Here is a 12,926-nt window from a genome sequence, read left to right as displayed (position 1 = left end):
TTCGGCCGGGGGGGCGCGGGGTCCCCGGACGGCCGACGGGGCCTGAGCGCCGACGGCCGCCTCGTGCTCGCAGCCGGCCACCTCGGGGACCGCACCCTCTGGCTCCTCGACGCCGCCACGGGTGATCTCGTACGCGCCTTCGAGGACGCACGGGACCCGCGCTCGGTCGAGGATCCCGGGGACCGGTCCACCGAGGTCCCGACGGCCCGGTTCACCTCCGACGGGCGGTTCGCCGTCACGGGCGAGGACGACGGCCTGATCCGGATCCGGGACACGGCGACCGGCCGCTGCGTGCGAACCCTGGACGGCCACACCGACGACGTCTACGGCATCGCGCTCACCCCGGACGACCGGTTCCTGCTCTCGGGGAGCTCGGACGGCACCCTGAAGCTGTGGGAGCTCGACTGGTAGCCGCGGGCGGGGGCGCCGGTAGGGGTCGCGCCGTGGGCCTGCCGGCCGAATAGGGTCGGGGCATGCGCACGAACAGGATCATCGCGGCGATAGGGGGCCTTGCCCTGGTGCTCACGGCCTGCGGTTCCGACCCGAAGGGCGACAGCGCGCAGGACCACTCCTTCCCCGAGCTGCCTGATGCGGTCGTCAACCCCGTGCCGCAGCCGCCGGACCTGTCGATCCCGTGGGCGTCGGACGGCGAGGTCTTCCACGAGGTGGTTGAGGCCGGCTTGCGCGCGAAGACCCTCGACATGGCCGGCACCGACGGCAAGGTCACCGCCCGGTGCCCTGCCGACCTGGTGCTGAAGGACGGCGCCGCGAGCGTGTGCGTGAGTACGTTCGAGGGCCTGGAGGTCGAATGGAGGGTCATCGTGGGAAAGACGAACGATACGCACGGGAAACCGGTGCAGTGGAGTGCTGAGCCCAGCCGCGGAATCCTCACGCGGGACGGCGCCGCCCACCAGGTCTACACGTACTTCGGCCCCGACCTCGTGCGCTGCAGCGCCATTCCGAAGGCGGTCCTGGTCCCCATGGGCGGCACGACCGGCCACAGCTGCCAGACCGTGGTGGGCGGGAAGGCCGGCAAGCCGATGCCGCTGGAAGTCGGCCTGACCTACACGCTGTTCAAGTGCAGGCAGCGGACGGTGCACGCCTGCGTGGGCTGAACGACCGAGCAGTCGCCATGCCTGCGATCCGGGGGAGCGGGCCGCACCGGCCAAGGGCGCCGGACGCTCCCGCTTCCTTTTCCGGGCGCGTCCCTCACCGGCCGGCCCGGTTGGTGACGGGCTGTTCAGGGGTGGTCGGGGGTGTGAAGAGTGCCTGGACGGTTTCGGCGGCCGTTTCGCGCAGCCAGGTGTGGGCGCGGTCGTTGTCGTAGCGCTGGTGCCACAGCAGGTACAGGGGGACGTCGGGAAGTGGTAGCGGCAGCGGCAGCGCGGCCAGGCCGAGTTGTTCCCGGGCCGTGCGGGTGACCGCGTCGGGGAGGGTGACGACCAGGTCGGTGTCGAGGGCGAGTTGCAGTGCGAAGGCGGCTGTGGGTCCGGCCGCGACGACGCGTCGTTCGAGGCCGTGTGCGGTCAGGGCGTCATCGATCGGGTCGCGTAGGCTTCCGCGGCGCGAAACGGTGAGGTGCTCGGCGGCGGCGTAGCGCTCGACGCCCAGCGGGCCGGCGGTGAGCGGGTGGCCCGGCCGGACGGCGACGACCAGCCGGTCGCTGCCGACCAAGCGGTGGCGAATGTCGGGGAGCGTCGGAGCGCTGGAGCTCGATTCGAGATCCACCTCGCCCCGACGCAGCTCGGCGTCGTCCGTTCCGGGCTCGGCGGACAGGCGCAGGCGGACGCCGGGGGCCTGACGGTGGACGGCGGCGACCAGGGCCGTACCGCAGGACGCGGTCAGGGCGTCGTGCCAGCGCACGGTGAACACCCGGTCCAGAGCAGCCAGGTCGAGTTCCTGCTGCGCGGACAGAAGCTGGTGGGCCTGCTGCACCAGGGCATGGACCTCGGCGCGCATCGCCAGCGCGCGGGTGGTGGGGACCATGCTGCGGCCGGTGCGGACCAGGATCTGGTCACCTGTGGCCTTGCGAATGCGGCCCAGGGAGCGGCTCATCGCCGGTGAGGTGACGTGGAGGCGTGCTGCCGCGCCGCCGACGCTTCCCTCTTCCAGCAGGGCATCCAGGGCTGTGAGCAGGTTCAGATCCAGTTGCATGCAAGTAACTCTACGAGTGAAAAGCATGCACTTGTTGTTAATGACCGGTCGGCCTACCTTCAAAGTGCGGGGGCGAGACAACCGCCCCGCTTCGACCGAACCCAGGGAGCCCGTCATGAGCACAGCCATGCCTTTCGCCGCCGGTACGCCGCTCCTGTCCGAGGTGACCGCCGCCGTGAAGACCGCCGGCGTCACACTGCGCGACCGCTACACCTCACACCCCCGGGGCGTGAGTCTGGACGAGGTCGTCGGCGAGATCCACGCCAACGACGACGCGGTGCTGGACGTGCTGCGGGAACCACTGCTGCGGGCCCGGCCGGGGTCCCTGTGGGCCGAGGACGAGCTGGCCGGCGGCGCGCTCCCGCCGGGGGAGTGGTGGGTCGTCGACCCCGCCGAGGGCAACATCAACCACGTCCACGGCATGGACGACTGGGCCGTCACCGCCACCCTCGTCCGAGACAACCAGCCGGTACTCACCGTCGTCCACCTGCCGCTGACCGGCGACACCTACACCGCGGCCGCCGGCGGCGGCGCCCGCCTGAACGACCGGCCCCTGAAGGTTTCCGCCAAGACCGACCTGGGCGCCGCGCTCATCGGCACCGGCCAGGCCAAGCCCGGCGAGGACGAGCGCACCTTCCGGCGGATCGGCGACTCCGTCACCGCGATGCTCATCAACGGACTGGTCGTACGTGTCTCCGTGCCCGCCACGATGCAGCTCATCCACGTCGCCGCCGGACGCATGGACGCGTTCTGGCAGTTCTCCGACGTCCGCTCCGGCCTGGTCGCCGGCGCCCTGCTCGTCTCCGAAGCCGGCGGCGCCGTCACCGACCTGACGGGCGAACCCTGGAACACCGCCAGCCGCGACTTCCTGGCCGCTGCACCCGGCGTCCACGCCGCCGCCCTCAAGGTCCTTGCGCCGATCGCCTGACCGCAGTCGTCTCCGCCCGTCCCCACCCGATATCCCAAGGAGCATCACCCCATGACCAACATCGGCATCCTGGGCGCCGGCCGCGTCGGCACCAACCTCGCCCGCAAGCTCTCCGCAGCCGGACACCACGTCATCCTTGGCAGCCAGAACCCCGAGGACACTGCCACCCGCACCGCCGGTCTCGACCCGCACGTCTCCTTCGCCGACCAGCGCACCACCGCCCGCACCGCGGACATCGTGATCAACGCGACGCCCGGCGACACCTCCCTGGACCGCCTCACCGACCTGCGCACCGAACTCGCCGGCAAGATCCTCATCGACGTCTCCAACGCCACCCGCGACGCCGCTGACGGCCTGCCCGGCGACCTCTGCTATCCCGGCAGCAGCCTCGCCGAGAAGCTCCAGGGCGCGCTCCCCGACACCCATGTGGTGAAGACCCTCAACACCATGCTCTTCACGGTCATGACCGCTCCCGAAACCCTGACCACCCCACCGACCGCCTACCTCTCGGGCGACGACGAGGACGTGAAGAAGACCGTCGCCGGCCTGCTCGGCGACCTGGGCTGGCAGCCCGAACGGATCGAAGACCTCGGCGGCATCACCACGGCCCGCGCCACCGAGGCCATGATCCTGGTCGTGCCCCACATCCTGCGCCGACACGGCTTCAAGCCCTTCGCCGTCTCCCTCGCGCGCTGACCGATCACGACCGGGGCATCGGGCGCAGGCGAAGGCACTGCCGAGGCGGGCTGCTCCATCGGCAAGATCAACTGAGACGGGACACCGACCTGCGGCTTCGAGGAGCAGGAACGGGTGGTCAGCCCGACGCCCGATCATCCGTGATCACGCGGGGGTGGACTGCGGCGAGGCGGCGGGCTTCGGCCATGACCTCAGCATCGATCTGAGCTGCTTCGTCGCCGCTGTCTTCGAGGAAGGCGTACTCGTCATCGAGTTCGGCGAGCCGTGCTGTCAGGGGCACCTCGTGCCCGTAACGCTGGTTGATCCGGAAGGTGAGCTCCCAAGGCTTCAGCTCGCCGGCCAGCGTGCGTCGTGCGAGCGCTCGCACGGCGGCTTCTCGGCCGGCCTCGGTGGCGGCCGGATGGAAGATGAGGCCGAGCTCACCGAGCGCTTCGGGGAGCAAGTCGTGCACCTCGTAGTCCGCCTCGGCGCGTGTGCAGGCTGCCAGCACCCGAAGTCCGGGGCTGTCCAGGCCGGCGACGAGCGCGTCACAGGCCGCGCTGACGACATCGCTCGCTGGGATCTCGCCCACGCTCCAGAGCGTCGCGCGGTCCTGTAGTTCGCTGGCTGCTGCTTCGGTCGACGGCATCCGCCCAGTTTCGTTCAATCTCGGGCCCCGGTCGAACAGGCTCGGCCCGCCGCGGACGCCGCGAATGCTCTGGTCACCAAGGCCAAGGCCGAGGCTGCCACCGGCTCCAGGCCGCGGGGGCGGGAACCGTTCCGTGGGATCCTGCGTGAGCTCTTGATGGGCAGCAGCCGGCCGGTGGAGGGGATCTGAATGAGAACGCGGACGATGGTGAGCGTGGTGGTGACGGCATGCGTGGCGGTGGTGGCGTGCGGGTGCGGTCCGGAGAAGTCGAAGGCGAACCCTGACGCAAAGCCTTCGCAGCCGTCCGCGTCCACACCGGCGAGAGCACCGTCGGGCACGCCGTCCGCGTCCGCCGGAACCGAGAAGCCGTCGGCGACGGTGAGCGCTGACCAGCCTGCGCCCAGGACGAAGGAACGCGCGATCCAGCGGTACGAGCAGTACCTCCACGGCTTGGGGCGGGAGGACATCGGCACGGTCTGCGAAGTGGCCGGGCCGGGTGCGAAGAAGGCAGAGGATCAGGGGTTCGGTCCGTGCACGTCGACGTACGTGATCGTGTTCCAGATGATCTCACCCGAGCAGAAGAAGGCCCTCCGGACCGCGACGGTGGATCCTCAGCGCGTCTCCGTCCACACCCTCGACAAGATCGAGATGCCGCTCGAAGCGGTCAGGTCTTCCGCCACCTTCACCGAGGAAGACCTGGGCAGCTACACCCTGGAGTACCTGAAGAACGACTACTTCATCACCGACGGAAAGTGACCCCGGGGGTCGGGCGCTGTCGTACGCGGCCGGTGCGGGCCGGAGGCCACCCGGCCGGTCCCATCGGCCGGTAGGCCCCAGGCGGCCGGGACGGACCCTTCGGGGGCCTTGACAGTCAAAGTGATTAGCCGCCATATTATTTGCATGACGAGGGACGGCATCGACGGTGAGACGCCCACGCTGGACCAGGCCAGGCGGCAGGTCGAGCACTACGGCCTGGAGGTCGATCCGCAGGCGGTGCTGGTCGCGGTGCGGCTGATCTCGGCGGGCGCGAGGGTCGGCCGGGCGGCCGAGGCGCACTTCGCCAGGTTCGGCCTGTCGACAGGGCGCTACCGACTGCTCGCCGACCTCGAAGACCATGGCGGGGAGAAGTCCCCCTCGCGCCTTGCCGTCGACCTCGATGTCTCCAGGGCCACGGTCACCGGCCTGCTGGACGGCCTTGAGCGCGAGGGTCTGATCGCCCGCCGCCCGTCCATGGAGGACGGCCGGGGCACGGTGGCCGTTCTGACCGCGCGCGGGGCGCAGCGCCTGCGTGACATGGCCTCCGAGCATTTCGGGCGGCTTGAGGCGATGGTGGGCGGGCTTTCCGTCGAGGAGCGCGCGGTGTTCCTGGACCTGCTCGCCCGCGTCGTGCGCGGCAGCGCGGCTCTGGCCGCCGACTGACCCGGCTCTCGGCTGGGTTGGCCCCACCCTCCGGGGAGGGCCCTTTTTTTGAGGCAATAGTTAGTCGCCTAATTACATTGGCGGACTCACCCTCCCCCCGCCGCAACCCTTCGCTTCCCTCACCCGAACGAGAAAGAGGCCAGCATGCCCGCAACAAAGGACAGAACGCGCCGAAACCGGGCGGCGGGCTCCCGGCCACCCCGGCCGTTCACCCTGTGGCGCGAGGTGCTGACCGCCTACGCCGCCCCCGCGCTGACGGCCGGTACCGCCGGAGTCTTCACCGGGCAGCGGGACCTGGCCGTGGCCGCCTGCACCTCCATCGCCGGCACCTCCGCCGTGGTGGCGTTCCTGGTCGGCACCTGGCTGTGGCACGGCGGGCAGCCCCGCCGGTGGACCACCACCACGCCGCGCGTCGCCCTCACGGCCGCACTCGTCATCACCGCCGCCGGCGCGGCGGCCCTGCTGGGATGGTTCACCGCCCAATGGCTACCCGCCCACAGCCTGGTCCCCGCCACCCCGTGGTTGGAGCGTCTGCGCATCGACCTGCCCGTCTCCGCGGCCCTCGCCACCACCATCGTCACCCTGCGCTGGCGCACCACCACTCCCACGGCATCCCCGACATAGCCCGCCGCGGCACCGGGTCCACCCGCCCCACGAGCCCAAGCCCGACCGAGCCCACCCCGGCAGCACCCGCCGCCGGGAAGTCGCCAAGGAATGAGCACAAGATGATCGTTGTCATGGGAGCGACCGGAGCAACCGGCAACGCCCTGCTCCACAGCCTGCTCACGCTCGGCACACCCGTCCGCGCACTGACCCGCACCCCGCACAGGCCGATCCCCGGCATAACCGGCGCCCACCAACCGCCAGTCGAGGTTCAGTACGCCGACGCCACCGATCCCCACTCCCTGCACGCGGCCTTCAAGGGCGCCGGCCAGCTCTTCCTCGCGATGGCCAACGGTCCCGCACAAGTCGAACTCGAAACCCGCGTCGTCGACATCGCCGCCGACGCCGGCATCGGCCACATCGTCAAGATCTCCGCACCCGCCGCCGACCCCGACTCCCCGGTCGCCATATCCCGTGGACACCGCGCCGTCGAGGAACACCTCCGCGCCAGCGGCCTCACCCACACGATCCTGCGCCCATACGCCTTCATGCAGAACCTCCTGCGCCTTGCCCCCACCGTCGCCCAGGGCGTCATCCTCGGCACGACGGGCGACGCGCCTTGCAACTACGTCGACTGCCGCGACATCGGTGCCGTCGCCGCCGCCGCCCTCACCAGGCGCGACATCGCCGGCGGCACCTACACCTTGACCGGATCCGAAGCCGTCTCCTACCCCGAACTCGCCTCACGACTGACCACCCTGACCGGCCATCAGATCCGCTACGTCGACCTCACCCCCGACGAACTGCGCGACAACCTCATCCACAACGCCCGCATGCCCACCTGGCTCGCCGACCACGTGACGGAGATCCAGCAACTCGCCGTCACCCGACCCGAAACCCCCACCACCACCGTCGTCGACATCCTCGGCCGCCCGCCCCGTACCCTCGATGCCTTCTTGCGCGAACACCACGCCCACTTCAGCCGATAGGGCGTCGGCTCAAGGTGACGGAGCCAACGGGGCTCGGGGTCGCGCCCGGTCGGGTTCTCCCGAAGCACCCTCGCCCACGGCCTGCGCGGGGAGAGCGACTGCCGCCGGGGTCCGAGGCCCGGGGACGGTGGTCTGAGCGCCGTCGTCGGGGGCTGCCGGGAAGCCGCTCCGCTGCCGCGACCGGGGGAGATGGTCGGGGGAGTAGGAGGTCCCGGTGCCGCGCGGATCCCGTGCGGCAGTCGTGGTGCCGGCCGCCGGAGCCGTGTGGGCATCGTTCTCCCACACGTCTCCGGCCGGCGAAGCCTCGCTGCAGTCCGGGCTGCGTGCTCCGCCTTCCATGCGTCTGACCCGCTTCCGGTCGGGCAAACACGCACCTGAAAAAAGACTCTGAGCTGCCGTCAGAACGCCGACCCAGTCTCGCGGACTCGGCTTCCGTTGCGGCCTGAGGGGACAGCGGCGCATGGAACGGGGACCGCGGGACATACGAACGGCACGCCAAGCAGCCTGAATGCACGCACAGTTCGGCTGCCCGACCGTACGCCCACCGAGGAAGTGAGACGACATGCCTCTGACATTCCGCAAGAGCTTCAGGATCCTGCCGGGTGTCCGGCTCAACATCAACCGCAAGTCGTGGTCGATCACCACCGGCGGCGGCAAGCGCGGCCCCCGCCGCACCCACAGCAGCACCGGCCGCCGCACCACCTCGATCGACCTGCCCGGCCCCTTCGGCTGGCGCAAGACCCGCCGCGGCTGATCAGCGGGCGGCCCACCGGCCGCGGTCCGCGACATGCGGCTGACGTGGCATCAGGCGGGATGGCCTGAGGCGCCGTAACCCCTGCCTGGCGGAGGTACATGGGCGGGCGTTGAGGACTCGCCTCCGGTCGCCCCGTTCATCTGCAGCTGCCCACCAGCGAACACGCCCTCAAAACCGCTCCCATGGAATCGTGGCGAAGTCTGGTGGTAGCGGAGGTTCCCCGCGCTGATGTCCTCCAGGCGATCGCAGTACTCATCAGCTTCTGGTGTGAGGGCCCAACGTGAACGGAGCGCCACAAACTGGCGTTCCGTCTCCTCTATCGTCTCGACGAGCCTGGTCAGGGCCTCCTGAACACCCGGGCCGTAGATGTGCTGCAGCACCGAGACGGCCTGCACGTGCCGCTTCTTACCGTGCCTGTCGTTCCACTCCTTCCGGAACGAATACAGATCATTGACGAGGCAGCAGTGCTGCGCCGTCAGTCGATCGAGTTGCGCCCGCTCGGTCGACTCCCACTCGTCCGCGGAAAGGCTCCGCTCCAGCAGTGCGGGAATGGTCGCGGTGAACAGCGGGACACCGAAGTTGATGTGGCGGTACTCCAGGTACTCGCCCCACCCCATCCGGGGCGAGCGGATCACGAGGTCTTCCTGGTACTGCGCTTGCGCCATGTACGCGATGCGCCGCAGGAAGTACCTGGCCAGCGCCTCCGGGAGCCTCTCGGCGATCGCCATGGCCGCAGTCAGGTTGTACCAGGGCAGTCCCTCGCCCCAGTCGCATGCCACGAACACGTCGTCAGCATGCGACTGCCGGAACAGCAGCGTGACCGTACGTTCCCATAGCCGTTCAGCGCTGCCGGCGCCGCTCGTCTCGTACAGGGCCTCCTGCTTGTTCTCAATGACCGTGTACAGCGCGTTGAATCGGCACCAACGCCTCAGCAGGTCGGCATCCACGTCAGGGAAACACAACGCTGCCCACGTCGTGTAGTTGTCGGCATGAACCGGCGCCGGCACGCGCGGGTCATCGCTGAACAGGCCGAACGCCCACGCGTTCGCATCCGCGTCCATCTCGGTGGAGTGGTGCGGGTTGATGCGCCAGCGAAAGCTGGTCCGCACTGGGGGGATGGTGAACGTCTGGGTTCCCATAACGGTCATTCCTGCCTCGTTCTGGACGCCGGCCCGCATCAGAAAATTCCCTACGGGGTGCACGGCACACCCGTGACACCACGAATGACCCCATACGAATTACAGAACTGGAATCGGAGTTTCAAGGTGAGGCTGGGTGTCGAGGAACGCCAGGCACACGGCCGCGACGAAATGGCCAGGCATGCGCACGGAATCACAACCCACGAGACGGCCGGTGGCCACCGAGCTCCTCTCAGGAGGGTGCGCGCCAGAGCCGACTCCGCCTGCATGGACAGTTGGCCGCACCACTTACCGCTGCCGCCCGGGCGTGGTAGATCTGGCGCTCGGCGACGAACAGGGGGCGAACAGGGGGCCCGGGCATGGACTGGCAGGTGACGCGGCTGCTGGCCTGCGCGGTATGTGGACTATGGGCGCTGCTGGGGTACGGATGGGCGCTAGCCGGGGCCACTCGTGGACAGCGTGCAGTTCGGGTGACCGGGCGGATCGTCGAGGTGCAGGCTCCCGCACACGGCGCCCCCGGCACGGCCGGAGTACCCGTGGTCATTGCCTTTCCCGACACCGACACCGACACCGCCACAGGGCACGAGTACACCCTGCGGTACGAGGCCGAGCGCGGAATCCAACTGGACACGGTCTGGGTCGGCCGCGAGGTCGCGGTGCTCCACCCGCCGGGCAACCCGCAGCGGTTCGAGGTCGCCTACACACTCCAGGACGGCCTGAGCGGGCGGGGCTGGCCGAACTTCGCGGTCTTTCTGCTCTATGCCGGGCTGGTCACCGACACCGCGATCCGCCACGGCTACCCCTGGGCACTGCTCGGCGCCGGCGGCCCGCTGACCGTCGCCATGCTGTTCGTCCTGCGCCACGACCTTGGTCTGGCGCGCCAGGAATCGGAGCGGCTGGCCGAAGCCACCTGCGTCCAGGGCCGTCTGATCGCTGTCACCAAGTCCATCCATGACGACAACGAGGGGACCTGGACCAGCTACGCCTCGATCATCGCCTTCACGACCCGTGAGGGAACGACCGTCACTGCCCGCCTCCCCACCCCGCCGAAGGACCCGGCCACCGCGTACGGCCAGGAAATGACAGTCCACTACGTGCCCGACGCCCCCGAGATCTTCACCCTGGACGTTGCCGCCTCCCGCCGCTCCGCCATCCGGGACATCGTCTTTGTCATCCAGGGCCTGCTCCTCGGCGCGGTGACGACCGTAGCGGGAGCCGTCCTGTTGTAACAGCCCCGATCGAAGACTGCACTTGGCTCTCCGCGGATGCTCCGGGCAACCCGGTGCTCAGCGACGCACCGTTGGCCGTTCACGGAGCAGCCCCCAGCCGCGAACGGGTAATCCCAGGAGGCCAGAGCGCCACGAGCACTTCCTGATCGACCCGGTAATAGACCCGCCCTCGGCGCCGAGGGCGGGGCGGGTAAATCGAGGGGGAGGGGGTATGCCAGCTCCGCACCGATCCGTTGAGCCCACGCAATTTCACGCCCGCCGGACGCTCCCTAGCGACGGAGTGCGGCCACTGCTGAGCGGGCGAGGTGCTCGGCTTCGGCCACCCTGCTGGCCGACTCCGTCCGCGTTTCGCTGTACGAGACACGGACGATGACATTGGCCTTGCGTACCAGCACGGTCGAACCATCCCGGTACGCCTCGGCGCCGAGACCCGGCACCGGGTCCCAGCTCCGGCCATGGCCGCGGTCCATGAGGCTCTGGAGCCGGTCGTGGGCCGCCGCCTCTCCGGCTTGGGGGGACTTGAGGTGTCTCCACTGCCACTGCTCATAGCCGAGCCTGAGGGACCCCGTGTCGTTCTTGGCCTCGCACACTTCCTGCTTCACCAGCACCCGCTCCCACGGGTCCCGCACGGGGACGACTCCGGGCAGCAGCCTGCGGGTCGGTTCGGAGATGACCTCACAAGGGTCGGGGACGCCGGTGACCTCGGTCCTGCCGGGCCACCAGGGCGCGTTCCACGGCTGGCCGGCGAGAAGGGTGCCGAGCAGCAGGAGCAGGAGGACCCCGGTACCCGTACGAACCACGATGCGGCGTGCCCTGCGCTGCCCGTGCGAGGGCTGGCCGGACGGTTCCGGCAGTGTGGTCGGCGTCATGATCTTCCCCCCGTCGGCATCTGCGGCCGCGAACCTACCATCAGATCTTCATCGGGAGCCCGCGGTATCGGGGCCTGTGGCGTAGGACGAGAGTGGAGCCAAGCCCGTCAGGCTCTGACCGTGACCACGCCCCGAAAGCCATCGGACGCTCGCCGACCTCATCCCGGTCGACGAACGCCGCAGGGCGTTCCGGCTCCTGGTCCCGGTACTCGCGGTCGCGGACGAACGGCGCCGCGAACGCTTCTGCTCCGACGGATGTGGTTACTGGTGGCTCAGGAGTCGCAGGAGCGGGTGCGGGGGGCTCGGCTGTCACACCCCGAGTCCCACACCGTTTCCTGTCTCTGGGCTAGATCAGGTCGATGCGTTCCTGGGCGATGGGGTAGCCGGCCCTCGCGAAGTGGGCGGCCATCGGAACGTTGGTCTGGTCAGTCCCGGCCACGATGCGGTCCACGCCCTCGTCGGCGAGCTTGTGCGTGGCCTCGACGAGCAGGTCATAGGCGTATCCGTGGCCACGGTGCTCGGGCACCACGCCGATGTAGCCGATGAGAGGGTCTCCGTAGTGGCGGGCGGGGACGCTCAGGCCGACGAGTTCCCCGGCAGGGTTGTAGGCAAGGCGCCACCACTCGCGCGGGCTCGGCAGCCAGCGCAGATAGTCCAGTTGTTCCTGGGCGGCCGCCTCCAGCCCGGATGCGGCGACGGTGCGGCGCACATGGGCGTCGAGACTGCCCTGGTGGATACGGCGGAAGACGTCGAGGATCGCCGCGTCGTCGGGCTCGGGACGGAATTCGAGGCGGCCCGGGCGCGCGGGCACACCGCAGTCCGGCGTCCAGCGGTACCGGAAGCGCTCGACCAGAGGAGCCATGCCTGCGGCGATGGCCGCGTCGATCCGGGCCTGGGCCTGCTCCCGGACCGCAGGGACGTCGCGCCAGCCGGGCGGCAGCTTGAGTGAGTACTCGGCGTGCAGCGGCGAAGCGCGGAGTAGTTGTACGGCGGCACCGGCGTCCGTGAAGTCGAACCAGTCCAGAGCGAGCGGCTTGTCGTCCTTTGGCCCTGCCCACCAAGCCGCTCGCGCCACGACCACACCGTCACGCAGGGCCACCCAGGTCCACTCGGGGCGGTACTCACCGGCGGCGGCCAGCCCGCTGTAGGTGTCGCCGAAGGCGGCGAAGCCGACCAGACCGGGATCGGGCAGGGATTCGAAAAGTGCTTCCTCGCCTGTGGCGAGGGCGCGGATGACCAGATCGGTCACGTGAGGGGTCCTTCCGGGTAGCGACGCGCTCCCCTTCAGATCCCCGGCGTCCTCGGAACGGGGTGGGAGCACACGAGAGTCAGCTGGCTCACGGTTCCCACCTCCCTTTTCGCGGTCGAGGACGCGAGCGGAGCGTAACAGTGTGATCGAGTGACCGAGAACGGATTTTTGGCCTGCCGCAACCGGTTGTCAGTGCTGTTCGGCAGGCTGTGCATGTGACGAATCGACACGAGGACCGCGACGCCTCCAAATGGTCCGGACTGCCTCCG

At 69.7% G+C, this 12,926-nt stretch carries 16 protein-coding genes and 1 pseudogene; 11 read left to right on the top strand and 6 right to left on the bottom strand.

The features are described 5' to 3' along the window. Positions 1 to 63 precede the first annotated feature (63 nt). Both OHA37_RS00650 and OHA37_RS00645 read left to right on the top strand, forming a co-directional pair. On the top strand, positions 64 to 411 hold the full coding sequence (locus tag OHA37_RS00650; RefSeq protein ID WP_266914872.1) for a hypothetical protein: 348 nt from the start codon (positions 64 to 66) through the stop codon (positions 409 to 411). A gap of 62 nt (positions 412 to 473) precedes the next feature. Then, positions 474 to 1,115 (top strand): hypothetical protein, encoded by a 642-nt coding sequence (locus OHA37_RS00645; protein ID WP_266914870.1) that lies wholly within the window; start codon positions 474 to 476, stop codon positions 1,113 to 1,115. A gap of 94 nt (positions 1,116 to 1,209) precedes the next feature. Here the strand turns inward: OHA37_RS00645 and OHA37_RS00640 are convergent, their stop codons facing one another. Beyond that, the gene (locus tag OHA37_RS00640; RefSeq protein WP_266914868.1) at positions 1,210 to 2,154 is read right to left on the bottom strand and encodes a LysR family transcriptional regulator; all 945 of its coding nucleotides are present in this window, start codon (positions 2,152 to 2,154) and stop codon (positions 1,210 to 1,212) included. A 115-nt stretch (positions 2,155 to 2,269) separates the two neighbouring features. Here OHA37_RS00640 and OHA37_RS00635 point away from each other — a divergent pair, with 115 nt between their 5' ends. After that, on the top strand, positions 2,270 to 3,082 hold the full coding sequence (locus OHA37_RS00635; protein ID WP_266914866.1) for an inositol monophosphatase family protein: 813 nt from the start codon (positions 2,270 to 2,272) through the stop codon (positions 3,080 to 3,082). 51 nt (positions 3,083 to 3,133) lie between these two features. Then, positions 3,134 to 3,778: an NADPH-dependent F420 reductase gene (locus OHA37_RS00630; RefSeq protein WP_443046095.1), complete on the top strand. Its 645-nt coding sequence runs from the start codon at positions 3,134 to 3,136 to the stop codon at positions 3,776 to 3,778. 118 nt (positions 3,779 to 3,896) lie between these two features. On the opposite strand, the gene OHA37_RS00625 is transcribed toward OHA37_RS00630, so the two are convergent. Then, positions 3,897 to 4,406: a hypothetical protein gene (locus OHA37_RS00625; protein ID WP_266914864.1), complete on the bottom strand. Its 510-nt coding sequence runs from the start codon at positions 4,404 to 4,406 to the stop codon at positions 3,897 to 3,899. 14 nt (positions 4,407 to 4,420) lie between these two features. Further along, positions 4,421 to 4,873 (bottom strand): hypothetical protein, encoded by a 453-nt coding sequence (locus OHA37_RS00620; RefSeq protein ID WP_266914862.1) that lies wholly within the window; start codon positions 4,871 to 4,873, stop codon positions 4,421 to 4,423. A gap of 94 nt (positions 4,874 to 4,967) precedes the next feature. Between OHA37_RS00620 and OHA37_RS00615 the strand changes: the two genes are divergently transcribed. The 5 genes from OHA37_RS00615 to OHA37_RS00595 all read left to right on the top strand — a co-directional run bounded on the left by OHA37_RS00615 (position 4,968) and on the right by OHA37_RS00595 (position 8,171). Further along, entirely contained in the window at positions 4,968 to 5,162 is a 195-nt protein-coding gene (locus OHA37_RS00615) for a hypothetical protein (RefSeq protein WP_266914860.1), read from the top strand. Positions 5,163 to 5,306: 144 nt separating this feature from the next. Next, a complete protein-coding gene (locus OHA37_RS00610) occupies positions 5,307 to 5,825 on the top strand; it encodes a MarR family winged helix-turn-helix transcriptional regulator (protein ID WP_266914858.1) in 519 nt (172 codons plus the stop codon). Between the two features lie 144 nt (positions 5,826 to 5,969). Beyond that, the gene (locus OHA37_RS00605; protein WP_266914856.1) at positions 5,970 to 6,449 is read left to right on the top strand and encodes a hypothetical protein; all 480 of its coding nucleotides are present in this window, start codon (positions 5,970 to 5,972) and stop codon (positions 6,447 to 6,449) included. A 101-nt stretch (positions 6,450 to 6,550) separates the two neighbouring features. Further along, positions 6,551 to 7,417: an NmrA family NAD(P)-binding protein gene (locus OHA37_RS00600; protein WP_266914854.1), complete on the top strand. Its 867-nt coding sequence runs from the start codon at positions 6,551 to 6,553 to the stop codon at positions 7,415 to 7,417. Between the two features lie 562 nt (positions 7,418 to 7,979). After that, positions 7,980 to 8,171 (top strand): DUF4236 domain-containing protein, encoded by a 192-nt coding sequence (locus tag OHA37_RS00595; protein ID WP_266914852.1) that lies wholly within the window; start codon positions 7,980 to 7,982, stop codon positions 8,169 to 8,171. 50 nt (positions 8,172 to 8,221) lie between these two features. Here the strand turns inward: OHA37_RS00595 and OHA37_RS00590 are convergent, their stop codons facing one another. Further along, positions 8,222 to 9,310, bottom strand: coding sequence for a terpene synthase family protein (locus tag OHA37_RS00590; RefSeq protein WP_266914850.1), 1,089 nt, complete (start codon positions 9,308 to 9,310; stop codon positions 8,222 to 8,224). 359 nt (positions 9,311 to 9,669) lie between these two features. Here OHA37_RS00590 and OHA37_RS00585 point away from each other — a divergent pair, with 359 nt between their 5' ends. After that, complete coding sequence (locus OHA37_RS00585; RefSeq protein ID WP_266914848.1) at positions 9,670 to 10,539, top strand: DUF3592 domain-containing protein; 870 nt, start codon at positions 9,670 to 9,672, stop codon at positions 10,537 to 10,539. Positions 10,540 to 10,808: 269 nt separating this feature from the next. Here OHA37_RS00585 and OHA37_RS00580 read toward each other — a convergent pair whose 3' ends face one another. Further along, a complete protein-coding gene (locus OHA37_RS00580) occupies positions 10,809 to 11,408 on the bottom strand; it encodes a hypothetical protein (protein WP_266914846.1) in 600 nt (199 codons plus the stop codon). A 160-nt stretch (positions 11,409 to 11,568) separates the two neighbouring features. On the opposite strand from OHA37_RS00580, the pseudogene OHA37_RS00575 reads away from it, so the two are divergent. Then, positions 11,569 to 11,670 (top strand): annotated as a pseudogene (locus OHA37_RS00575) (DUF5958 family protein); the annotation flags it as partial. Between the two features lie 84 nt (positions 11,671 to 11,754). Here OHA37_RS00575 and OHA37_RS00570 read toward each other — a convergent pair. Next, a complete protein-coding gene (locus OHA37_RS00570) occupies positions 11,755 to 12,657 on the bottom strand; it encodes a GNAT family N-acetyltransferase (protein ID WP_266914844.1) in 903 nt (300 codons plus the stop codon). Between the last annotated feature and the right edge of the window lie 269 nt (positions 12,658 to 12,926).

It is taken from the genome of Streptomyces sp. NBC_00335, assembly GCF_036127095.1.
GTDB lineage: Bacteria > Actinomycetota > Actinomycetes > Streptomycetales > Streptomycetaceae > Streptomyces.
The sequence above is the reverse complement of the archived record's forward strand: the minus strand, read 5'-3'. Positions and strand labels throughout refer to the sequence as shown.

Excerpts from the sequence above, each read along its gene's own strand:
- OHA37_RS00645 (WP_266914870.1), top strand. The coding sequence starts at position 474 with ATGCGCACGAACAGGATCATCGCGGCGATAGGGGGCCTTGCCCTGGTG.
- OHA37_RS00640 (WP_266914868.1), bottom strand. The coding sequence starts at position 2,154 with ATGCAACTGGATCTGAACCTGCTCACAGCCCTGGATGCCCTGCTGGAA.
- OHA37_RS00635 (WP_266914866.1), top strand. The coding sequence starts at position 2,270 with ATGAGCACAGCCATGCCTTTCGCCGCCGGTACGCCGCTCCTGTCCGAG.
- OHA37_RS00630 (WP_443046095.1), top strand. The coding sequence starts at position 3,134 with ATGACCAACATCGGCATCCTGGGCGCCGGCCGCGTCGGCACCAACCTC.
- OHA37_RS00625 (WP_266914864.1), bottom strand. The coding sequence starts at position 4,406 with ATGCCGTCGACCGAAGCAGCAGCCAGCGAACTACAGGACCGCGCGACG.
- OHA37_RS00620 (WP_266914862.1), bottom strand. The coding sequence starts at position 4,873 with ATGTCCTCCCGCCCCAAGCCGTGGAGGTACTGCTCGTACCGCTGGATC.
- OHA37_RS00615 (WP_266914860.1), top strand. The coding sequence starts at position 4,968 with ATGATCTCACCCGAGCAGAAGAAGGCCCTCCGGACCGCGACGGTGGAT.
- OHA37_RS00610 (WP_266914858.1), top strand. The coding sequence starts at position 5,307 with ATGACGAGGGACGGCATCGACGGTGAGACGCCCACGCTGGACCAGGCC.
- OHA37_RS00605 (WP_266914856.1), top strand. The coding sequence starts at position 5,970 with ATGCCCGCAACAAAGGACAGAACGCGCCGAAACCGGGCGGCGGGCTCC.
- OHA37_RS00600 (WP_266914854.1), top strand. The coding sequence starts at position 6,551 with ATGATCGTTGTCATGGGAGCGACCGGAGCAACCGGCAACGCCCTGCTC.
- OHA37_RS00595 (WP_266914852.1), top strand. The coding sequence starts at position 7,980 with ATGCCTCTGACATTCCGCAAGAGCTTCAGGATCCTGCCGGGTGTCCGG.
- OHA37_RS00590 (WP_266914850.1), bottom strand. The coding sequence starts at position 9,310 with ATGGGAACCCAGACGTTCACCATCCCCCCAGTGCGGACCAGCTTTCGC.
- OHA37_RS00585 (WP_266914848.1), top strand. The coding sequence starts at position 9,670 with ATGGACTGGCAGGTGACGCGGCTGCTGGCCTGCGCGGTATGTGGACTA.
- OHA37_RS00580 (WP_266914846.1), bottom strand. The coding sequence starts at position 11,408 with ATGACGCCGACCACACTGCCGGAACCGTCCGGCCAGCCCTCGCACGGG.